Genomic DNA, 19,715 nt, shown 5'->3' with positions numbered 1-19,715 from the left:
CGGGTGCCGATCGTCACCCTGCGTGCAGGCGTGTTATTCAACTGGAAGTTTATTAAATGGCCGAACGCGGCGATCATGGCGCCACGGCACGACGCTGCCACTGGCCCGACAGGGCCGCCAGCCAGAACAAGGAGCTCGCCATGATCAGGATCCAGGGACTCGACCACCTCGTATTGCGCGTGCGCGATCTGGCGGCCTCGTTGCATTTCTACGTGGACCTGCTCGGTTGCACGGTGGAGCGCCACCAAGAGGCGATCGGCCTCGTGCAGCTGCGCGCGGGCGCGCAGCTCATCGACCAGGTGCCGCTGGACGGCAAGCTCGGCCGCGTCGGCGGCGCCGGGCCCGGTGCCGAGGGCCGCAACGTGGACCACTTCTGCCTGCGCGTGGCCGAGCTCGACGAGCCCGCGCTGCGCCGCTGGCTGACCGAGCGCGGTGTCACCGTCGATGCCTACGGCTCGCGTTACGGCGCGGAGGGCGACGGCCCGTCGCTGTATCTCTTCGATCCGGACGGCAACGCGCTGGAGCTCAAGGGCCCGCCGTGGCCCGAGGGCCTGCATGACGCGCTGGACGAGTCGGTGGCCTTCGGCCCGATGTACGGCACCGAGGCGATGCCGCTGTTCAACCACCTGCCGATGGCGCTGGGCGCGCTGGCGCGCCTGGGCGGATCGCGCGAGGCGCTGCAACGCCACATCGCGCATTGGACGCCGCTGTCGCGGCCGGCAGTCGATGACGGCAGCTCGCCACCCAGGATCGAGGGCGCCTTGCGGCGCGTGCTCGCGGTGCCCGAGGCGCAGGCCTTCCACGTCGCGATCCGGCTGGCCTACGCGCTGCAGTCCGGTCATGAGGGCGAACTGGCCGCGGCCTCGCGCGCGACCACCGGTCTGAAGAGCCGGTTCGCCTCGCCGCTGCCGGCGACGTCCGCGGCGGGGCAGGGCGGGGAGCGCCTGCGCGATGTGATCGACGCGCTGCGCGCCGACCCGGCGATGACGATGCCCGCGATGCCCGGAACGCTGATCACCGCGCGGATGCAGCAGGCGGCGGCGCTGCCCGGCTTCGACGAGTACGTCGCCCGTCCGCGCCTGACGCTGGACGAGCTGGCCGAGGCCTCGCTGGCCGTGTACCTGTCGCGGCATCAGTTCACCGCGCTGCACCTGGTCACCGGCACGCATGCGTTGCGCGTGCTGCTGGCGGCGGCCGCGTCACGTGGGGTGGAGGTCGACGAGGCCCGCGTGCTGCGCACCGTCTGGCGGGCCTGGCTGGGCGCCTACCTGTCGGACCTGAAGCCGGCGCCGGCCTGGGCGCTGGTGCATGCGGGCACGGCTTCGGAGGACGACTGGACGCGCGAGCTGCCGTCGCTGCAGGCCTCGATGAACGATCACCGCATCAAGGTCGCCGACGCGGCGCGCGAGGAGTGGCGCCATCGCGGCTGGCCGGGCTATGCCTTGTGCCTGCGCCGCCAGGGGGCTGCAGAATGAGCGCCGTGTTGTCGTCCTCCGCTGCGCCTTCTCCCGCCGACGCGGCGCCGCCCGCGCCGCTGCGCCATCCCCACCTGCTGCTCTGGGCCGTCTGCGCGCTTGCGTTGATGAGCACGGCGGGTGTCGCGCTGCCGTATCCGATCCTGGCGCCGATCTTCGTCGGCGGACCGGTCGACGGCTTCACGCACTTCCTCGGCCTGCGCCCCGAGCTGCTGATGGGCCTGGCGCTGGCGGTGAACCCCGCCGGCATCCTGGTGGGCAGCCTGGTCGTGGGGCCGATGTCGGACCGCTACGGCCGGCGTCGCGTGCTCAGCGTGACCATCACCGCGACGCTGGTGGGTTACGGGCTGAGCGCCTACGCGCTGGCCTCGCGCGACTATCCGCTGTTCGTGCTGTCGCGTTTCGCCACCGGGCTGACCGAAGGCAATGTGGCGGTCGTGCGGGCCCTGCTGGCGGACTGGCATCCGCAGCTGGAGCGCACGCGCAGCTTCGCCTGGCTCAACGCGAGCCTGTACATCGGCTGGCTCGTCGGACCGCTGCTGGGCGGGCTGACGCTGCCGTGGGGCGAGGCCGTGCCTTTCCTGGTCGCCGCGGCGGTGCTGGTGCCGTGCCTGGTGCTGCTGGGACTGGGGTTGCCCGATGACCGGCCGGCCGCGGCGCCGCAGGGCGGCATGCTCGCGGCGATGCGCCAGCAGCAGTCGCTCGGCCTGATCGCGCAGGATCCGGTGCTGCGGCATCTGGCGCTGCTGCAGCTGGCCTACACGCTGGGCGTGAACGCGCTGTATGAATTCGCGCCGCTGTGGATGCTGCAGCAGGCCGGGCTGGACAGCCGCGGCATCGCGCTGGTGACGGCGGTGCAGTGCGCGGCGATGACGGCGGCGAGCGTGGTGGCCGCGCGCATCGGATCGGGGCCGACGCCGCTGCATCGCGCGGCGCGTTTCGCGGTCGTCGCGGCGATCGGGCTGCTGGCGCTGAGCCTGGCGCCGTCGTGGCTGGGGCTGGCGCTGATTCCGCTGCTGGGCGTGCCGCTGTCGTTCTACAACGCGCTGATGCCGGCGTGGATGTCCGAGCGTTTCGCCGCGCACGGGCAGGGGCGGGTGATGGGGCTGCTGACGACGGTCTTCTGTCTTTCCAACACGCTGATCGCGTTGATCGGCGGCGTGCTCGGGATGATGTCGGCGCGCTGGATCATGCTGCTGGGCGGGGTCACCTGCCTGATCGCGGCGATCGGGTTCATCCGCTTCGCGAGGCGCCATTCATGAGCCAGGCCAACGAGGAACGGCTGCTGTTCGAGCTCAAGAGCCGCGGGCCGCAGCCGGTGGCCGCGCTGGCCGCGGCGCTGGTCATCACGCCGATGGGCGCGCACAAGCTGCTGGCTCGGTTGGAGGAGCAGGGGCTGGTGCGGGCGCGGGACGAAGGCCGGGAGCCGTCGCGGGACGCTGGGGGCGTCGGCGGCGATGCCGATGGCGACGGGGGCGCGCCGCGTCTGGGTCGGCCGCGCAAGCTGTGGTCGCTGACCGAGGCGGGGCATGGCCGATTCCCCGATCGGCATGGCGATCTCACGGTGCAGTTGATCCAGCAGGTGAAGGGGCTCTTCGGCGAGTCGGGACTGGATCAGCTGATCGCGGCGCGCGAGCGCGACAGCGAGCAGCGGTATCGCGCCGCGCTGGCGCGTTGCCGATCGACCGCGGACAAGGTGCGCGAGCTCGCGCGGCTGCGGGCCGAGGAGGGCTACATGGCTCGCGCGGAGCGGGATGGGCGCGATTGGCTGCTGGTCGAGGACCACTGCCCGATCTGCGCGGCAGCGCAGAGCTGCCAGGGTTTCTGCCGCTCGGAACTGGTGCTGTTCCAGCGTTGCCTCGGGCCCGAGCTGCGCGTCGAGCGGACCGAGCATCTGCTCGCGGGGGCGAGGCGTTGCGCGTATCGGGTCAGCGCGGTCAGGGAGACATCCGCGGTTGATTGATGCGGACTGCCACCGCCTCTGGCCCTCACCCCTCCCTCTCCCGCAAGCGGGCGAGGGCGACCGAATGGCGCTCTGCATGCTCCCTCTCCCGCTTGCGGGAGAGGGTGACTGAATGGTGCTCTGCATGCTCCCTCTCCCGCTTGCGGGAGAGGGCAGGGGTGAGGGCCTGCGGCGGTGGAAGTACACCAGCGCACTCCCTCGCCCGCGGAGCGGGAGAGGGTGGGGTGAGGGCTCTGCGAAGGGCACGGTGCCCTCACCCGAGCCCTCACCCCAACCCCTCTCCCGCTTCGCGGGCGAGGGGAAGACATCAAGACACGATGTACGCGGCCGCGCCCGTGGCGAGCAGCCGGCCCTGCTCATCGGTGAACGACATGCGCGTATTGGCCACGCGGCTGCCCAGGCGCATCACCTCGGCCTCGCAGCGGAAGATCGCGCCGATCGCGGGACGCAGGTAGTCCACCCGCAGATCAATCGTGCCCAGCTTGCCGAAACGCTGCAGCCGCTGCTGTGGCGGTTCATCCAGATGCCGCGCACCCGTCGCCGCCATCACCGCCAGTCCACCCATCGCGTCCAGCGTCGCGCTGATCACGCCGCCGTGCAGCCGGTTGTGGGCGTAGTGCCCCACCAGGTCCGGCCGCATGCGGATGTGCGCCCGCACGATCTCGTGCTGCAGCTCGTCCACCTTCAGGCCCAGCACCTGGTTGAAGGTGATCAGCTGCTCGAAGATCTCGCACAGCGCCGAGGTGAACTCGGGCTCGAAGGGGCTCTTCACGGCGGTGGGCGCATCGGTGCTCACATCGGTCTTGGCGTCGGTCATGGTCGCGGACCTTAACGCAACGCGATGCGCCGCAGGAGAGCGCTCCCCCTAGCGCCGCTGACGCCCAGGTGACATCCGACCCCGCCGCCGCCTCGCGCCGCGCGCCTTCGGCACAATGCGCGCCATGAGTGACATGAGCGAATCGACTTCCACCGCGGCCGCCTCGGCCCGTCCCGACGGCTTCCTGCGCGTGAGCGCCGCGCTGCGCGCGCTGGCGCACGCGCACGAGCCGCGCTGGCTCGAGGTCTCCGCGCGCAGCTCGCAGGAAGCGGCCGACGCGCTCGGCGTCGCGCTCGGACAGATCGCCAAGAGCGTCGTGTTCCGCCGCAAGGCCGATGACACCGCCGTGCTCGTGATCGCCTCGGGCGACAAGCGCGTGGACGAGCGCAAGCTCGAGGCCCACACCGGCAAGCTCGGCCGTGCCGACGCCGATTACGTGAAGGCGCGCACCGGGTTCTCGATCGGCGGCGTGTCGCCGCTCGGCTTTCAGCCGACCTACGCCGACACGGTCACGGCACCGATGCTGTTCATCGACCAGGAGCTGTTCCGCTTCGACGTCGTGTGGGCCGCGGCAGGGCATCCCAACGGCGTGTTCCCGATGACGCCGCAGGAACTCGTGGCGCTGACCGGCGCGCCCGTGATCGAGGTGGCACAGGCATGAGCGAGTCCATCGACACGGTGCTGACCGCCGCCAACGTCAAGCGCACGCCCGAAGGCCGCGTGGCCTCGCCCTGCATCAACATCTGCAAGATGCATGAGCCCACCGCGCTGTGCCGCGGTTGCGCGCGCACCATCCCCGAGATCGCCGGCTGGAGCAAGTCCGACGATGCCGACCGCATCCGGCTGCTCAACCTGTTGCCTGAGCGGCGGGCGTTGCTGGCCGCGCATGGCGCGTTGGCGACGGAACCCCTTCCCAAGGCCTGACCATGCGCTCGATCGACTTCTACTTCGACCCGATCTCGCCCTACGCGGCGCTGGCGTTCGAGCGGCTGCCCGAGGTGCTCGCCGGGCGCAGCGTCGCCGTGCGCTACGTGCCGATCCTGTTCGGGGCCTTGCTGAAGTCGCTCGATCACAAGGGTCCCGCCGAGATCCCCGGCAAGCGCGACTGGACCTATCGCCAGGTGCTGTGGCTCGGCCATCGGCTGGGCGTGCCGCTGGACCTGCCCGCCGCGCATCCGTTCAATCCGCTGGGCCTGTCGCGCCTGCTGTGGGCCACCGCGCCCGACGGCCAGACGCCGGGCCGATACGCCGTCGAGCGCGTGCTGCGTCACGTGTGGCGCGGCGGACTCGACGCCGCTGATCCGGCGCGGCTCGCGGCGCTGACGGCGGAGCTGGCGCCCGCGCGCGATCCCGCGACCGACGCGGTGAAGGCCGCGCTGCGCGACGCCACCGACGCGGCCTTCGCGCGCGGCGTCTTCGGCGTGCCGACGCTGGCCGTCGACGACAAGCTCTTCTGGGGCCTGGACGCGCTGGACATGCTCGCGGCCTATCTCGACGGCGACGCGTGGTTCGACGGCCCGGCGTGGACCGACGCGGCGACCTGGCCCGTCGGCGTGAAACGCGGCGGTTGAGCCGCTAGGGACATACCCTCTGCTGCGGCGCACAGGGGCCGAAATTCCGCATCGAGAAATCCGAAGCGAGGGTAACCCCCGGAGTTGTCAGTCTCGGGAAAGCAAGTCGTCAGAAACGGGTCAGAGGCGGCTCGGATAGTGCCGCTCCAAGGGCCACCGGTCGGTGGCTCTGGGAAATCCCGAGGAGACAATCCCATGGCAACTGCAAGCGCAGTGACCACCAATGCGCCGATGACGGCCGAAGAGAAGAAGGTCATCTTCGCCTCTTCGCTGGGCACGGTGTTCGAGTGGTACGACTTCTATCTGTACGGCTCGTTGGCCGCGATCATCGGCAAGCAGTTCTTCACCGGGCTGGATCCGACGGCCCAGTTCATCGCGTCGCTGATGGCGTTCGCGGCGGGCTTCATCGTGCGTCCGTTCGGCGCGCTGGTGTTCGGCCGCCTGGGCGACATGATCGGCCGCAAGTACACCTTCCTGGTCACGATCCTGATCATGGGTCTGTCGACCTTCATCGTCGGCGTGCTGCCCACCTACGACACGATCGGTCCCGCCGCGGCGGTAATCCTGGTCGGTCTGCGCCTGCTGCAAGGCCTGGCGCTGGGTGGTGAATACGGCGGTGCCGCGACCTACGTCGCCGAGCACGCGCCGCACGGCAAGCGCGGCGCGTACACGTCGTGGATCCAGACCACGGCGACGCTGGGCCTGTTCCTGTCGCTGATCGTCATCCTGGGCACGCGCACGGCGCTGGGCGAGGCGACCTTCGCCGCCTGGGGCTGGCGCATTCCGTTCATCGTGTCGATCCTGCTGCTGGGCATCAGCGTGTGGATCCGGCTGTCGATGAACGAATCGCCGGCCTTCCAGAAGATGAAGTCCGAGGGCAAGACCTCCAAGGCGCCGCTGTCCGAGTCCTTCGGCCAGTGGAAGAACCTGAAGGTCGTGCTGCTGGCGCTGTTCGGCCTGGTGGCCGGCCAGGGCGTGGTCTGGTACACGGGTCAGTTCTACGCGCTGTTCTTCCTGCAGAGCGTGGTCAAGGTCGATCCGGCCGCGGCCAACATCATGGTGGCGGTGGCGCTGCTGATCGGCACGCCGTTCTTCGTCGTGTTCGGCACGCTGTCCGACAAGATCGGCCGCAAGCCGATCATCATGGCGGGTCTGCTGCTGGCGATCCTGACCTACTTCCCGCTGTTCAAGGCGCTGACCAACGCGGCGAACCCGGACCTGGCCCGCGCGCAGGCGACGGCGCAGATCACGCTGACGACGGACCTGGCGCAGTGCTCGTTCCAGGGCAGCCCGGTGGCGCGTGACGTGGACTTCACCACGCCTTGCGACATCGCCAAGCGCGCGCTGGCGCAGTCGGCGGCGAACTACGAGACCGTGGCTGGCACGGCCGGCACCGGTCAGGTGAAGGTCGGCGACAAGGTCATCGAGGCGCCGACCGCCTCGCTGACGGCCGGTGGTCACAAGTTCGATGAAGACAGCGCCAAGAAGATCGCCGCGTTCAAGAAGGAACTGGGCGATGCGATGAAGGCGGCGGGTTATCCGGCCAAGGCCGATCCGGCGAAGGTCAACACGCCGCTGGTGATCGCGATCCTGGCGGTGCTGGTGCTGTACGTGACGATGGTCTACGGCCCGATCGCCGCGATGCTGGTGGAGCTGTTCCCGACGCGCATCCGCTACACGTCGATGAGCCTGCCGTATCACATCGGCAACGGCTGGTTCGGTGGTCTGCTGCCGTCGATCAGCTTCGCGATGGTGGCGCAGAACGGCAACATCTATCACGGCCTGTGGTATCCGATCGGGATCGCCGCGCTGACGCTGGTCATCGGCCTGCTGTTCGTGCGCGAGACCAAGGACGTGGACATCTACGCCCGCGACTGAGCGAGCGACACAAAACCTCGAGCTTGAAAGGCGGCCTTCGGGCCGCCTTTTTTTCATGGGCGCGCGCCCGCATCGCCACGACGTGGGAGCGTCTCAGCCTGCTGTCAGCAAAGCCCGAAAGAATCAGGGCTGTCGCAAACAGGAGTTCCCCCGACCATGTGGAAGCTAGTACTTGGATTCATCGTCTTCGCCGCCATCGCGCTGTTCGTGCTGATGAAGAGCGGGGGCAACATCGACCTGACCGGCGAGAAGCATGACGTGACCGGCGGTCACGCCGATCAGGCAGCCAGCGACGCCGCCTCCGCCGCGATGGCCGCCGCTTCCGCCGCGTTGCCCGCGGCCTCCGAGCCGGTCCCGGCCGCGTCGGCCGCCTCGCAGTAATCGTCAGCGTCAGCGGGCAGGGCGCGAGCTCAGCGCATCCCGCGCGCCCGCTCCCCGCGAGGATCAGCCCAGCCGGTCCTCGCCGGCCGCGCGCAGCGGCGCGTCCACCGGCAGCCGCATCACCATGCGCGTGCCCTCGCCGGGTTGCGAGATCACCTCGATCTGACCGCCCAGCACGTTCGTCACGATGTTGTGCACGATGTGCATGCCCAGCCCCGACCCGCCCTTGCCGAGCTTGGTCGTGAAGAACGGATCGAAGATCCGGCGCACGATCGACGCGTCCATGCCGCGCCCGTCGTCGCACACGCACAGCTCCACCTGCGACGCGTCCAGCCGGTTGCAGCTCACCGTCACCTGCCCGCGCTCCGCCCCCTCGAAGGCATGCACCAGCGCGTTCATCAGCAGGTTCGTCAGTACCTGACCCAGCGCGCCCGGATAGCTGTTCATCCGCAGCTCCGGCTGCAGCTCCGTGACCACGCGGAACGGCGTGTGCTTGAAGCTCGGCTCCACCATCACCAGCACGTCCTCGACCACCGTCGCCAACTCGAAATCGCGTCGCGTGTCGCTCGTCTGATCGATGGCGACCTGCTTGAAGTCGCGCACCAGGTCCGCCGCCTTCTGCACGTTGCGATGCAGGATGTCCTGCCCGCGCCGCGTGTCCTTCACGAGGTCCTCCAGCTGACTGCGCCGCATCGGCGTGTTGTCCGTCAGCATCCGGTCCAGCTTGTTCCAGCGGTCCTCCAGCGCCGACACCACCGTCAGCGCGTTGCCCAGCGGCGTGTTGAGCTCATGCGCCACGCCCGCCACCAGCCGCCCCAGCGACGCTAGCTTCTCCGACTCCACCAGCTCGCGCTGCGCGGTCTTCAGATTGGCCATCGCCTGCGTCAGCTCCACGTTGGCCTCGGTCAGCTGCACCGTGCGCTGCGCCACCTGATCCTCCAGCGTGCTGGCGTGGCCGCGCAGGTCGTGGAAGGCCTTCAGCAGCGCCAGCCGCATCCGCTCCATCGCCTTGCCCACGCGAGCGATCTCGTCCTCGCCGCCGAGCTCCAGCGGCTTGTCCAGCTGGCCCGAGGCCAGCTCATCCGCCGCTTCCGACAGCTTGGCGATCGGGCGCAGCACGCGGCGCTGCATCACCACCAGGATCAGCGCCAGTGACACCGTCAGCGTCAGCAGGCTGCGCCACAGCGCGTTCCACAGGTCATTGCGCTTGCGCGCCATCAGCGGCTCGGCGCTCATGACCACGGTCAGCTTGGCGATCTCGCGGCCGTCGCGCATCACCGGGCGGGTCTCGGACAGCGTCATCGCGTCGTCGGGTGAGCCGCGATGGAATTCGACGAAGGCCTGTTGCGCGGCGTTCTCCGTCACCACCACCGAGACGAAGCGCGGATCGTCCACCTGCGCCTTGACCATCGGCTCGGCCAGGTCGGGCGAGACCTGCCAGATCGGCTCGGCCAGCGACAGCGCCAGCACCTCGGAGACGCGGGACAGATCGCGCTGCAGGTCCTCCATGACGACGCGGCGGCTCAGCTGCTGCTCATAGAGCAGCACGCCGCCGGTCGGCAGCGCCAAGCCCACCAGCAGCGCCAGGATCACGGCGCTGCGCAAGGAAGTCTTCATCAGGGCCACGTCCGTTGTCCTGTCCATCCCGTCATGCGGGCTGATGATACGGGCCGCCGATGACGGCCTCATGCGGCGAAACGCTCATCCGCGGCCAGTACCGTGACCCGGTTGCGCCCCTGCGCGCGCGACGCCTGCAGCGCCTGGTCCGCGCGGCCGATGAAGTCCCGGGCGCTCTCGCCCTGGCCCAGCTGCGTCACGCCCACCGACAGGCTCAGCCGCCGGTCGGCGTCCGCCTGCAGCTGACCGACGCCGTGGCGCAGTTGCTCCGCCAGCGTGTAGGCCTCGTGCAGGCCGGCGCCGGGAATCAGCAGCGCGAATTCCTCGTCCTCCAGCCGCGCCGCGACGTGATGGCTCTGGGCCACGGCGCGCACCGTGTTGGCGACCTGCCGCAGCGCCTCGTCCAGGCGCGACGCGCCCAGCCGCTCGCGCAGCGCGGAGAAATCGTCGATGTCGCCCAGCAGCAGGCAGGGCGCGGTCGGTGAACCCGCCGAACCCGCCTCCGGGCTGAGCAGGCAGTCCGCCAGCGCGCGGTCGAAACCGCGCCGGTTGCTCAGCCCGGTCAGCGGATCCAGCAGCGCCTCGCTGCGCGCGCGGTGCACTTCCTGGCGCAGCGACGCGACCTCCTGCCGGCTGGCCTCCAGCCGCGCCATCAGGCTCGCCACCGCGTGGCCCATGTCCTGCGTGCCCTCGATCGCGGCGGCCAGGACCTGCACGTGCTGACCCGGCGCGGCCTCGCGCAGCGAGCGCTCCCAGCCCTGCAGCGCGCGGGCGTAGTGCTGGACCTGGTGACCGGCCTGGTCGGTGCAGTCCGACACGCCGCGCAGCACGTCGCCGACGTCGCGCGCCAGCGCCACGGCCACGTCCTCGTCCAGCTCGGCGATGTGCTTGCGGTAGAGCGCCCAGGTCTGCGGCTCGTCGAGCGTGGCCCCCTCCTGGGTCAGGCTCATCAGCTCGCGGCTGAGCGCGCCGTTCATGGCGGTCACGTGTTCATACCAGACGGCATACGTGACCGGGTGCAGCGCCGCGCGCTGCCTGGACATCAACGGCAAGGCCGTGCGCAAGGCTTGCGCACTGGCGGCGATGCTCTCGGTGTACCTCATCGGCAGGGTCCCTCACAGGTCGGAGTCTCATCGCGCCCGTCGGCGCGCGGCCCCTTGTTCTTTCCTATCCCCACAACCCGCCGTCCGCTCGAAGGTGCTCGATCGCGGCAGGCGCTCGTCGGTCTTCGGCGCGCCGGGGCCAGGTCTTGAGCGCGGCAACGCACAAAAGCCCACATCAGCCGCCCGCGGGACAACTATTCACGCGGGAAGGGACAAGGAAGGGACAAGGAAAAAAGGGAAAGGGAAAAGACGGGCCCATGCCGGATGCGCGCACGCCGCCCGGTGGCGATCCGGGCGGCAATCGTGCATTGCCCCTTCACGAAAGCGGTACCGACCTCGATTCCTAGAATCGACCGCCATGAGCAGTACCCCCTCCACGCCGGCCGCCGGGCCGTCCGGGCCGTCCGCCCCCACAGGCGCTCACGCGTCCGACGCCCGCGTGCCGCTGAGCGGCCTGCTGCTGGCCATCGGCGGCGCGATCGGGTTCTCGGGCAAGGCGATCATCGTCAAGCTCGCCTACCGGCACGGCGTCGACGCGATCACGCTGCTGATGCTGCGCATGCTGCTGGCGCTGCCGCTGTTCCTGGCGCTGGCCTGGTGGGCCGGCCGCGGCAAGCCCGAACTCACCGGCCGGGAGAAGCTCGCCGTGCTGGGCCTGGGCTTCAGCGGCTACTACCTGGCGAGCTTCCTGGACTTCGCCGGCCTGGCCTACGTCACGGCCAGCTTCGAGCGCCTGATCCTGTACCTCAACCCGACCATCGTGCTGCTGCTCTCGTGGGCGATGTTCGGCCGCCGCGTCAGTCTGAGCCAGGCCGGCGCTTTGGCGGTCAGTTACGCCGGCGTGTTGCTCGTCTTCGGGCATGAATTGCAGGTGGCCGGCGCCAACGTGTGGATCGGCGGCGCGCTCGTGCTGGGCAGCGCGGTGTCGTACGCGCTGTACCTGGTCTACAGCGGCGAATGGGTCCGCAAGCTCGGCGCCATGCGGCTCACCGGGCTGGCGACCTCGGTGGCCTGCGGCTTCTGCATCGCGCAGTTCCTGCTGACGCGGCCGGTGTCGGGGCTGGCGGAACTCGCGCCGGCGGTGTGGTGGCTGTCGGCGCTCAACGCGCTGGCCTGCACCTTCGCGCCGGTGCTGATGGTGATGATGGCCATCGAGCGCATGGGCGCGGGCGTGGCCGCGCAGACCGGCATGATCGGCCCCATGTCCACGATACTGATGGGCGTGCTGATCCTGGACGAACCGCTCACGGGCTGGGTCGTCGCGGGCACGGTGCTGGTGCTGGGCGGCGTGTGGCTGCTCGCGCGCCAGCGGCGATGAGGACAACAACCACCCTGGGCAACGGAGATCGACATGGACTTGGGACTTTCGGGCAAGTGGGCCCTGGTGTGCGCGGCCTCGAAGGGCCTGGGCGCGGGCTGCGCCGAGGCGCTGGCCGCCGAGGGCGTGAACGTGGTGATCACCGCGCGCGGTGAGGAGGCGCTGCAGGCGCAGGCCGCGCGGCTGCGCGCGATCAACCCCGCCGTGCAGGTCGTGGCCGTCGCCGGCGACATCGCCACCGAGGCCGGCCGCGCCGCCGCGCTGGCAGCCGCGCCGCGCATCGACATCCTCGTGAACAATGCGGGCGGTCCGCCGCCGGGGGACTTCCGCGACTGGGAGCGCGAGCAGTGGCTCGCCGCGATCGACGCCAACATGCTCACGCCGATCGCGCTGATCAAGGCGACCGTCGACCAGATGGCCGATCGCGGCTTCGGCCGCATCGTCAACATCACCTCCGGGGCGGTGAAGGCGCCGATCGACGTGCTGGGCCTGTCCAACGGCGCGCGCTCGGGCCTGACGGGTTTCATCGCGGGCATCGCGCGCCAGCCGCGCATCGCCGGACGCAACGTCACGATCAACAACCTGCTGCCCGGCGCTTTCGACACCGAACGCCTGCAGAAGACCATGGCCGCCGGCGCGCAGAAGACCGGTCAGCCGGTGGACGACGTCCGCGCCAAGCGCATGACGGCCATCCCGGCGCAGCGCTTCGGCAGCGCCGCCGAGTTCGGCGCGATCTGCGCGCTGATGTGCTCGGCGCACGCGGGCTACCTGACCGGGCAGAACATCCTGCTGGACGGCGGCGCCTACCCCGGGACCTTCTGAGCGAATACCTACCGGGCGAGGGCCTTCCGAGCGGAAGGCTTTCGCGGGCGCCTCGGCGTCAGCGCCGGCCCGACGACACGAGGATGCCTGCCGCGATCAGCGCGAAGGCCGCGCCGTGGAACCACGCCGGCCATTCGCCCAGCAGTGCCGCGGACATCAGCGCCGCGAAGACCGGCGTGAGGTTGCCGAAGAAGGCGGCCAGCGTCGGCCCGGCCTGCGCCACGCCCAGTCCCCAGCAGCGATAGGCGATCAGCGAGGGCCCCACCGCCACGTACACGAGCGCCGCGACGATCGGCCAGCCCCATTGCACCGGCGGCACGCCCACGGCCTGCTCGACGCCCGCGCTGGCCCAGCCGAAGGCCAGCCCGAAGACCATCTGCGCCATCAGCAGCGCGGACCAGTCCCAGCCCGGCCGGCGCTCGCCCTGCATGTGCGCGGGCGGCCGCGCGAGCAGCCAGCTGTAGAAGGCCCAGCTCAGCACGGCCAGCAGCATCAGCAGGTCGCCCTCGACGAAGCGCACCTCGGCGAGCCGCGCCAGGTGCCCGCGCGAGATCACCAGCGCCACGCCCGCCAGCGACAGCGCCGCCCCGATGAGCTGGCGCGGCGTGGGCCACACGCGGTAGAGCAGGGCGCCCACCGCGAGCATCCACACCGGCAGGCTCGCGGCGATCAGCGTCACGTTGAGCGCCGTGGAGCTGTGCAGCGCCTGGTACTGCAGCGCGTTGTAGCAGCCCATGCCCAGCACGCCCGTCAGCACGAAGTAGCCCCAGCGCGCCCGCAGCGGGGCCAGGTCTTGCAGCAGCGCGCGCGCCGGCCGCGCGATCGCCACCAGCAGCGCGAACGCCAGCGTCCATCGCATCGCGTTGAGCAGCAGCGGCGGCACCAGCGGTCCCACCGAGCGTCCCACCACGGCGTTGCCCGCCCACAGCAGCGGAGGCAGCGTCAGCATCAGGGCCAGTCGTGGGGTCAACGTCATCGGATCGATGCACGGCGGACAGGAGGCTGGCACGATAGCCCCATTCGACGCGTCGGGCGACGCGCGAGCGACATCCCCCCATGAGGAGAACCCTGATGAGCGACAGAGCTGTGCGCATCTCGCAAGCCGGCGGACCGGAGGTCCTGACGATCGAACCGGTCCAGGTCGGCGAGCCGGGTCCGGGCGAGATCCGCATCCGCCACGCGGCCTGCGGCCTGAACTACATCGACATCTACCACCGCAGCGGCGTCTATCCGCTGCCCTTGCCGTCGGGGCTGGGCATGGAGGGCGCGGGCATCGTCGAGGCGGTGGGCGAGGGCGTCACGCATCTGAAGCCCGGCGACCGCGCCGCGTATGCGAGCCATCCGATCGGCGCCTACGCCACCGCGCGCGTGATGCCCGCCAAGTGCGTCGTGCGGCTGCCCGACTTCCTGAGCTTCGAGCAGGGCGCCGCGATGATGCTCAAGGGCATGACGGTGCAGTACCTGCTGCGCCGCACGCTGCCGCAGGGCGGGCTGCAGCCGGGCGATCACGTGCTGTTCCACGCGGCGGCCGGCGGTGTCGGGCTGATCGCCTGCCAATGGGCCAAGGCGCTGGGGCTGCGGCTGATCGCCACCGCGGGCAGCGACGCGAAGTGCCGCCTGGCGCTCGATCACGGCGCGGAGTTCGCCATCAACTACTCGACCGAGAACGTCGCCGAGCGCGTCAAGGACATCACCGGCGGTCAGGGCGTGAAGGTGGTCTACGACTCGGTCGGCGCGTCGACCTGGGAGGGCTCGCTGGCGAGCCTGCGGCCGTTCGGGCTGATGGTCAGCTTCGGCAACGCGTCGGGTGTGGTGCCGCCGGTGTCGCTGGGCGCGCTCGCGGGCAAGGGCCTGTACCTGACGCGGCCCTCGCTGTTCGTGCACCTGAGCTCGCAGGCCGCGACGCAGGAGATCGCCGGCGAGCTGTTCCAGGCCGTGGAAAGCGGCGCGGTGAAGATCACCATCGAGCAGCGTTATCCGTTCGACGAGGTCCAGCGGGCGCATCGCGAGCTGGAAGCCCGCACGACCACCGGCTCAGGCGTGCTGCTGGTTTGATCCGGCGGCGGCCAGCGGCGGATCGAGATCGGCCGCGACCGTCTCCGCATCCAGCAGGGCATCGTTGGCGCTGGCATCGCTGACGATGCGCCGCGGCGCCGGCAGATCGTCGAGGTCCGCGGGCACCGTGTCGGCGCCGAAGTCCGACGGCTCGTCGCCGTCCAGCGCGCCGGCGGTCGACTCGTGGACCTCCACGTCGACGGTCTCGGTGCGCAGCACCTCGTCCAGCACCAGCGGCTGCGACACCTTGATCTCGAAGCTGAAGCACGAGCCCGCGCCCGGCTGGCTCTCGACCTGCACCTCGCCGCCCATCAGCTCCACCAGGCGCTTGACGATGGTCAGGCCCAGGCCCGTGCCGCCGTAGCGGCGCGTGATGCTGCCGTCCGCTTGCGTGAACGGGCTGAAGATCTGCGCGATCTGCTCGCGCGTCATGCCGATGCCGGTGTCGTGCACCGCGATGCGCAGCCGCAGCGGACCGGCCTGCGCCGGTTCGCCCTCGCTCGCCGCATCGATGCGCTGGATGTCGACGCGGACCTCGCCCTTCTCGGTGAACTTCAGCGCGTTGCCCACGAGGTTCACCAGGATCTGACGCAGCCGCAGCGCGTCGCCCAGCAAGTGCTGCGGCACGCCGGGCTGCACCCGCGCGTGCAGCTGCAGGCCCTTCTCGTGCGCCTGCAGCAGCAGCGGATGCAGCGCCTCGCGCAGGCAGTCATGCAGGCTGAACGGTGCCTGATCGATGATCACGCGGCCGGCTTCGATCTTGGCGATGTCCAGCAGGTCGTTGATGATGACCATCAGGCCCTTGGCCGAGCTGTGCGCGAGCTCGATGAACTTGCGCTGGCGTTCGTTGAGCTCGGTCTGCAGCACCAGCTCGGTCAGGCCCAGCACGCCGTTCATCGGGGTGCGGATCTCATGGCTCATGTTGGCCAGGAAGGAACTCTTGGCCTGGCTCGCGGCCTCGGCGGCCTCGCGCGCGGCCTCGAGCTGCGCCTGCGTGGCCTTGAAGTCGCTGATGTCGCGCGCGTTGAGCTGCAGCACGATCTCGCCGCTGACCGGGTCGCGCATCGGGCGCGCGTCCACCGCGTGCCAGCGCCGGCCGTGCGCGGTGTTGATCTCGAGCTCGGCGGTGAAGGTCAGCCCGCCGCGCACCTGCGCGATGATGCGCCGCGCGAGTTCCTGCTCCGGGAAGATCGCGCTGAAATCGGTCGCGCCGATGGTCTTGCGCAGGCCGTTGAAGCACATGGCCGCGGCCGGGTTGCGCATCAGCGTGCTGCCGTCGCGCAGCGAGAACACGGCGATGCGCACCGAGGTGTGCTGCAGCGCCTCGACGCCGCGCAGCAGGCTCTTGTCCACGCCGCTCACCAGCGAATCGGCGGCGAACAGCATGACCTGGCGCTTGTCGGGGGTGCGGATGCCGCGCGAGACCAGCATCACCGTGGTCGGCTGGCCCTTCGGATAGAGCGTCCACTGCTCGCGCACGAGCTTGCCCTGCGTGTGGTCGGCGGCCGTGACGGCCAGGCGCTCGGCCACCGAGGCGCTCATGTCGGAGAGATCGCTGGAGAGGAATTCCTCGGCGCTGTCGGCGCGCCAGAAGCTGAGCGCGGCGGCGTTGGCCCAGAGGTTGCGCTGACGCTCCTGGTCGTACACCCACATGGGCACATCGAGCCAGTCATAGTGGGTCAGGCAGGAGAAATCGAGCATGGGGGCGAGGCCCTGTTCTGGTTACGTTTGGTCGCAGCGGATTGTCGCCGCCGACCGTGTCCTGTCCATGGCTCGCGGTGTCCATTCCTTCACGTGAAAAGCGCGGGCGTTTCCCAGCCCCCGCGCTTGCGTGAAGAGCGCCCACCGCGACCACGGCTCTCCCTGCGGACAAGGCTAATCAGGCGGGCGCTCCCGCGCCAGCCTCGTTTCTCCGGGGGAACCCTCGGTCGGAGGGAATATGACGCGGAATCAGCCCCGCTTGACGCGGCGCAGCTCGTCCCAGATCAGCAGGATGGCGCCGACGGTGATGGCGCTGTCGGCGATGTTGAAGGACGGGTAGTACCAGCCGGCCCAGTGCAGCTGGATGAAGTCCACGACGTAGCCGTGCAGCAGCCGGTCCACGATGTTGCCCACGGCACCGCCCAGGATCAGGCTCAGGGCCCAGGCGAATTGCGTCTGGTGCCCGTGGCGGCGCAGCATCCAGATGATGAAGATCGTCGCGGCCACGCCCAGGCCGACGAAGAACCAGCGCTGCCAGCCCGAAGCGCCCGCCAGGAAGCTGAACGCGGCGCCCGTGTTGTGCACGCGGACCAGGTTGAAGAAGGGCAGCACGTAATGGCTGTCCCCGTACTGGAAGCTGTGCAGGATCAGCACCTTGGTGAACTGGTCGGCCACGATCACCAGCAAGGCGATGGCCAGCCATTGGATCAGGCGGTTGTTCGACGAGGACGGGGACTTGGTGACCATGGGGTGCGGGGTGCTGGATGCGGGGATCGGCGGGCGAAACCCGCAACTGTAGCGCTGCCCGGTGCCAGGACCGCGCGGACGGCTGCGGCTAGAGTGCGACTCCCATGAGACTCCGCCTGAAGATCGCGCTGCTGGCGCTGCTGCCGCTGGTCGCCTCGCTGCTGCTGATCGCGGTGGCGGTGCGCCAGCAGGAGCGCGAGCTGCTGGCGCGCGAGCATGCCGCCGTGCAGCGCGCCTACATGGACGCGCGGCGCGACGAGCTGCGCCATTACGTCGAGCTGGCCGTCAGCACGCTGCAGCCGCTGTATGAGCGCACGCCGGGCCTGGCCGCGCAGGGCAGCGCCCTCGATGTGGAGCGCGACAAGCGCGAGGCGCTGCGCCTGCTGTCGGCGCTGGATTACGGCGAGGACGGTTATTTCTTCGTCTACGACCTGCAGGGGCGGGTGCTGATGCACTCGCGCCAGCCCGAGCTCGTCGGGCGCGATCTCTGGGCCCTGCGCGACGCGCAGGGCCGTCCCACCATCCAGCAGCTGATCGCGCAGGCCAAGGCCGGTGGCGGCTACGTCGACTACGAGTGGCGCAAGCCCTCCAGCGGCGAGCGCGCGCCCAAGCTCGGGTATGTCGTGGCGATGGACCGCTGGAACTGGATGCTGGGCACGGGGCTGTACCTGGACGGCATCCGCGCGACGCTGGAGCAGCTCGATCGCGAGGCGCAGGCCAACATCGCGCGCACGATGTGGGGCATCGCGGCGATCGCGGTCTTCGGCGTGGCGCTGATCAGCGTGTGCGCGCTGGCGCTCAACCTGAGCGAGCACCGCCAGTCCGAGGCCAAGCTGCGCGCGCTGGCGCATGAGGTCGTGCGCTCGCAGGAGGACGAACGCGCGCACCTGTCGCGCGAGCTGCATGACGGCGTGAGCCAGACCCTGGTGTCGACCAAGCTGCTGATCGAATCGGCGCAGCAGGCCGGGTCCACGGCCTTGCTGCCGCGCGCGCTTGAACGGCTCAACGCCAGCCTGACCGAGGTGCGCGATCTGTCGCACCGGTTGCGTCCGGCGCTGCTGGACACGCTGGGCCTGCCCGCGGCGCTGGAGCACCTGGCTGGCGAGTTCGGCGACAGCGGCGCGATGCCGGTGTCCATGCGCGTGACCGGTACGCCGCGCGAGCTGCCCGAGCTGCTCAACACGGTGCTCTTCCGCGTGGCCCAGGAGGCGCTGACCAACGTCGCTAAGCACGCTGGCGCGGCGCGGGTGGAGATGTCGCTGGAATTCGGTCCCGCGGAGTCGCCGGACTCGGCGCGCGGCGAACCCGGCGGCGTGCTGCTGCGGGTGCTGGACGATGGCGCGGGGTTCGACCCGGCCGACGCCGAACGCGCCGAGCGCGAGGATCCGCGACGGGGCATCGGCCTGCGCAACATGCGCGAGCGGATGGCGTCGGTCGGCGGCGTGCTGGACCTGCAGGCCAGCCCCGGCCACGGCACGCAGATCGAGGCGCTGATGCCCGCGGCGGCGATCCGGCGCCTGGCGCGCGACAATCCGGCCCCATGAGCTCGGATCCTTCCCTGGGCACGGCCGCCGCCGTGCGTCTGCTGCTGGTCGACGACCACCCGCTGGTGCGCGAGGGCGTGCGCTCGCGGCTGCAGAACGAGGCGCGCTACCTGGTCGTGGGCGAGGCGGGCAATGCCGAGGAGGCGATGATGATGCTCATCGCCACGCAGCCGCAGGTGGTGCTGCTGGACGTGGGGCTGAAGGGGCACAACGGCATCCAGCTCGCGCAGACGATGCTGGAGCGCGCGCCCGACCTGCGCGTGCTGATGTACAGCATGTACGACAACCCGGAATACGTGCAGCGCGCGCTGCAGGCCGGGGCGCGGGGGTATGTGCTCAAGGACGCGCCGGCCGGCGAGATCGTCGCGGCGATCGACGCGGTCGCCGCGGGCGGGACCTTCCTCAGCCCGGGCGTGTCCAAGCGCATGTTCCGCAGCCAGCAGCCGCGGCCCATCCTGTCGCCGCGCGAGAGCGAGATCCTCTCCGCGCTGGGCCGCGGCGAATCGAGCAAGCAGATCGCCAAGGCGCTGGACCTGTCCGTGCGCACCGTCGAGACGCATCGCCAGAACATCAAGCGCAAGCTCGAGCTCGAAGGCCAGGCCGAACTCATCCGCTACGCGGTCGAACACGCGCGCGGGCTGCATCGGGACGAGGGCTGAACGCCGGAACCGCGCGCGGGTCCGTGCGCACGCAGTGGCCCCGCTTTCCTTGGCGCTCGCCGCC

19 protein-coding genes and 1 pseudogene are annotated in these 19,715 nt (G+C 70.3%); 14 read left to right on the top strand and 6 right to left on the bottom strand.

The window, feature by feature from the left end; all coding sequences use genetic code 11:
* Positions 1 to 140: 140 nt before the first annotated feature.
* The 4 genes and pseudogenes from ACNI65_RS13725 to ACNI65_RS13710 all read left to right on the top strand — a co-directional run.
* Positions 141 to 545 (top strand): annotated as a pseudogene (locus tag ACNI65_RS13725) (VOC family protein); the annotation flags it as partial.
* Between the two features lie 45 nt (positions 546 to 590).
* Positions 591 to 1,475 carry a questin oxidase family protein gene (locus ACNI65_RS13720; protein WP_416763624.1) on the top strand — a complete coding sequence of 295 codons (885 nt, stop codon included), beginning with the start codon at positions 591 to 593 and terminating at the stop codon, positions 1,473 to 1,475.
* The gene (locus tag ACNI65_RS13715) at positions 1,472 to 2,737 is read left to right on the top strand and encodes an MFS transporter (RefSeq protein ID WP_416757286.1); all 1,266 of its coding nucleotides are present in this window, start codon (positions 1,472 to 1,474) and stop codon (positions 2,735 to 2,737) included. The genes ACNI65_RS13720 and ACNI65_RS13715 overlap by 4 nt, the downstream gene beginning before the upstream one ends.
* Entirely contained in the window at positions 2,734 to 3,438 is a 705-nt protein-coding gene (locus ACNI65_RS13710; protein ID WP_416757285.1) for a helix-turn-helix transcriptional regulator, read from the top strand. Before ACNI65_RS13715 ends, ACNI65_RS13710 begins: the two co-directional genes overlap by 4 nt.
* A gap of 307 nt (positions 3,439 to 3,745) precedes the next feature.
* On the opposite strand, the gene ACNI65_RS13705 is transcribed toward ACNI65_RS13710, so the two are convergent.
* Entirely contained in the window at positions 3,746 to 4,255 is a 510-nt protein-coding gene (locus tag ACNI65_RS13705) for a thioesterase family protein (RefSeq protein WP_416757283.1), read from the bottom strand.
* Positions 4,256 to 4,379: 124 nt separating this feature from the next.
* Between ACNI65_RS13705 and ACNI65_RS13700 the strand changes: the two genes are divergently transcribed.
* From ACNI65_RS13700 to ACNI65_RS13680, 5 genes are all read left to right on the top strand, one after another.
* A complete protein-coding gene (locus ACNI65_RS13700) occupies positions 4,380 to 4,916 on the top strand; it encodes a YbaK/EbsC family protein (protein ID WP_416757281.1) in 537 nt (178 codons plus the stop codon).
* Positions 4,913 to 5,179 (top strand): DUF1289 domain-containing protein, encoded by a 267-nt coding sequence (locus tag ACNI65_RS13695; protein ID WP_416757279.1) that lies wholly within the window; start codon positions 4,913 to 4,915, stop codon positions 5,177 to 5,179. The genes ACNI65_RS13700 and ACNI65_RS13695 overlap by 4 nt, the downstream gene beginning before the upstream one ends.
* A gap of 2 nt (positions 5,180 to 5,181) precedes the next feature.
* The gene (locus ACNI65_RS13690; protein ID WP_416757277.1) at positions 5,182 to 5,826 is read left to right on the top strand and encodes a 2-hydroxychromene-2-carboxylate isomerase; all 645 of its coding nucleotides are present in this window, start codon (positions 5,182 to 5,184) and stop codon (positions 5,824 to 5,826) included.
* A gap of 195 nt (positions 5,827 to 6,021) precedes the next feature.
* The gene (locus ACNI65_RS13685) at positions 6,022 to 7,704 is read left to right on the top strand and encodes an MFS transporter (protein WP_416757275.1); all 1,683 of its coding nucleotides are present in this window, start codon (positions 6,022 to 6,024) and stop codon (positions 7,702 to 7,704) included.
* 156 nt (positions 7,705 to 7,860) lie between these two features.
* Complete coding sequence (locus ACNI65_RS13680) at positions 7,861 to 8,085, top strand: hypothetical protein (protein ID WP_416757273.1); 225 nt, start codon at positions 7,861 to 7,863, stop codon at positions 8,083 to 8,085.
* Between the two features lie 63 nt (positions 8,086 to 8,148).
* Here ACNI65_RS13680 and ACNI65_RS13675 read toward each other — a convergent pair whose 3' ends face one another.
* Positions 8,149 to 9,702 (bottom strand): ATP-binding protein, encoded by a 1,554-nt coding sequence (locus ACNI65_RS13675; protein ID WP_416757271.1) that lies wholly within the window; start codon positions 9,700 to 9,702, stop codon positions 8,149 to 8,151.
* A gap of 68 nt (positions 9,703 to 9,770) precedes the next feature.
* A complete protein-coding gene (locus ACNI65_RS13670) occupies positions 9,771 to 10,805 on the bottom strand; it encodes a GGDEF domain-containing protein (RefSeq protein WP_416757269.1) in 1,035 nt (344 codons plus the stop codon).
* Positions 10,806 to 11,163: 358 nt separating this feature from the next.
* On the opposite strand from ACNI65_RS13670, the gene ACNI65_RS13665 reads away from it, so the two are divergent.
* Positions 11,164 to 12,123, top strand: a complete 960-nt coding sequence (locus tag ACNI65_RS13665; RefSeq protein WP_416757267.1) for a DMT family transporter — start codon at positions 11,164 to 11,166, stop codon at positions 12,121 to 12,123.
* A gap of 33 nt (positions 12,124 to 12,156) precedes the next feature.
* Positions 12,157 to 12,945 carry an SDR family NAD(P)-dependent oxidoreductase gene (locus tag ACNI65_RS13660; RefSeq protein ID WP_416757265.1) on the top strand — a complete coding sequence of 263 codons (789 nt, stop codon included), beginning with the start codon at positions 12,157 to 12,159 and terminating at the stop codon, positions 12,943 to 12,945.
* Positions 12,946 to 13,003: 58 nt separating this feature from the next.
* On the opposite strand, the gene ACNI65_RS13655 is transcribed toward ACNI65_RS13660, so the two are convergent.
* A complete protein-coding gene (locus ACNI65_RS13655; protein WP_416757264.1) occupies positions 13,004 to 13,894 on the bottom strand; it encodes a DMT family transporter in 891 nt (296 codons plus the stop codon).
* A 122-nt stretch (positions 13,895 to 14,016) separates the two neighbouring features.
* On the opposite strand from ACNI65_RS13655, the gene ACNI65_RS13650 reads away from it, so the two are divergent.
* Positions 14,017 to 15,000, top strand: coding sequence for a quinone oxidoreductase family protein (locus tag ACNI65_RS13650; RefSeq protein ID WP_416757262.1), 984 nt, complete (start codon positions 14,017 to 14,019; stop codon positions 14,998 to 15,000).
* Here ACNI65_RS13650 and ACNI65_RS13645 read toward each other — a convergent pair.
* Both ACNI65_RS13645 and lspA read right to left on the bottom strand, forming a co-directional pair.
* On the bottom strand, positions 14,980 to 16,701 hold the full coding sequence (locus tag ACNI65_RS13645; RefSeq protein WP_416757260.1) for an ATP-binding protein: 1,722 nt from the start codon (positions 16,699 to 16,701) through the stop codon (positions 14,980 to 14,982). The two genes, ACNI65_RS13650 and ACNI65_RS13645, sit on opposite strands and share 21 nt — an antisense overlap.
* Before the next feature lie 249 nt (positions 16,702 to 16,950).
* Positions 16,951 to 17,448 carry a signal peptidase II gene (lspA, locus tag ACNI65_RS13640; protein ID WP_416757259.1) on the bottom strand — a complete coding sequence of 166 codons (498 nt, stop codon included), beginning with the start codon at positions 17,446 to 17,448 and terminating at the stop codon, positions 16,951 to 16,953.
* Positions 17,449 to 17,552: 104 nt separating this feature from the next.
* Here lspA and ACNI65_RS13635 point away from each other — a divergent pair, with 104 nt between their 5' ends.
* Complete coding sequence (locus ACNI65_RS13635) at positions 17,553 to 18,992, top strand: cache domain-containing protein (RefSeq protein WP_416757257.1); 1,440 nt, start codon at positions 17,553 to 17,555, stop codon at positions 18,990 to 18,992.
* Entirely contained in the window at positions 18,989 to 19,651 is a 663-nt protein-coding gene (locus ACNI65_RS13630) for a response regulator (protein ID WP_416757255.1), read from the top strand. Before ACNI65_RS13635 ends, ACNI65_RS13630 begins: the two co-directional genes overlap by 4 nt.
* Positions 19,652 to 19,715: the final 64 nt, after the last annotated feature.

Origin of the sequence: Roseateles sp. So40a (genome assembly GCF_048081605.1) — a bacterium.
GTDB lineage: Bacteria > Pseudomonadota > Gammaproteobacteria > Burkholderiales > Burkholderiaceae_C > Roseateles.
Note: the sequence above shows the minus strand (reverse complement) of the source record. Positions and strands in the feature narration are given on the sequence as shown.

What these genes read in the sequence shown, in the direction of transcription:
- ACNI65_RS13720 (WP_416763624.1), top strand. Translation starts at nt 591, where the DNA reads ATGTACGGCACCGAGGCGATGCCGCTGTTCAACCACCTGCCGATGGCG.
- ACNI65_RS13715 (WP_416757286.1), top strand. Translation starts at nt 1,472, where the DNA reads ATGAGCGCCGTGTTGTCGTCCTCCGCTGCGCCTTCTCCCGCCGACGCG.
- ACNI65_RS13710 (WP_416757285.1), top strand. Translation starts at nt 2,734, where the DNA reads ATGAGCCAGGCCAACGAGGAACGGCTGCTGTTCGAGCTCAAGAGCCGC.
- ACNI65_RS13705 (WP_416757283.1), bottom strand. Translation starts at nt 4,255, where the DNA reads ATGACCGACGCCAAGACCGATGTGAGCACCGATGCGCCCACCGCCGTG.
- ACNI65_RS13700 (WP_416757281.1), top strand. Translation starts at nt 4,380, where the DNA reads ATGAGTGACATGAGCGAATCGACTTCCACCGCGGCCGCCTCGGCCCGT.
- ACNI65_RS13695 (WP_416757279.1), top strand. Translation starts at nt 4,913, where the DNA reads ATGAGCGAGTCCATCGACACGGTGCTGACCGCCGCCAACGTCAAGCGC.
- ACNI65_RS13690 (WP_416757277.1), top strand. Translation starts at nt 5,182, where the DNA reads ATGCGCTCGATCGACTTCTACTTCGACCCGATCTCGCCCTACGCGGCG.
- ACNI65_RS13685 (WP_416757275.1), top strand. Translation starts at nt 6,022, where the DNA reads ATGGCAACTGCAAGCGCAGTGACCACCAATGCGCCGATGACGGCCGAA.
- ACNI65_RS13680 (WP_416757273.1), top strand. Translation starts at nt 7,861, where the DNA reads ATGTGGAAGCTAGTACTTGGATTCATCGTCTTCGCCGCCATCGCGCTG.
- ACNI65_RS13675 (WP_416757271.1), bottom strand. Translation starts at nt 9,702, where the DNA reads ATGAAGACTTCCTTGCGCAGCGCCGTGATCCTGGCGCTGCTGGTGGGC.
- ACNI65_RS13670 (WP_416757269.1), bottom strand. Translation starts at nt 10,805, where the DNA reads ATGAGGTACACCGAGAGCATCGCCGCCAGTGCGCAAGCCTTGCGCACG.
- ACNI65_RS13665 (WP_416757267.1), top strand. Translation starts at nt 11,164, where the DNA reads ATGAGCAGTACCCCCTCCACGCCGGCCGCCGGGCCGTCCGGGCCGTCC.
- ACNI65_RS13660 (WP_416757265.1), top strand. Translation starts at nt 12,157, where the DNA reads ATGGACTTGGGACTTTCGGGCAAGTGGGCCCTGGTGTGCGCGGCCTCG.
- ACNI65_RS13655 (WP_416757264.1), bottom strand. Translation starts at nt 13,894, where the DNA reads ATGCTGACGCTGCCTCCGCTGCTGTGGGCGGGCAACGCCGTGGTGGGA.
- ACNI65_RS13650 (WP_416757262.1), top strand. Translation starts at nt 14,017, where the DNA reads ATGAGCGACAGAGCTGTGCGCATCTCGCAAGCCGGCGGACCGGAGGTC.
- ACNI65_RS13645 (WP_416757260.1), bottom strand. Translation starts at nt 16,701, where the DNA reads ATGCTCGATTTCTCCTGCCTGACCCACTATGACTGGCTCGATGTGCCC.
- lspA (WP_416757259.1), bottom strand. Translation starts at nt 17,448, where the DNA reads ATGGTCACCAAGTCCCCGTCCTCGTCGAACAACCGCCTGATCCAATGG.
- ACNI65_RS13635 (WP_416757257.1), top strand. Translation starts at nt 17,553, where the DNA reads ATGAGACTCCGCCTGAAGATCGCGCTGCTGGCGCTGCTGCCGCTGGTC.
- ACNI65_RS13630 (WP_416757255.1), top strand. Translation starts at nt 18,989, where the DNA reads ATGAGCTCGGATCCTTCCCTGGGCACGGCCGCCGCCGTGCGTCTGCTG.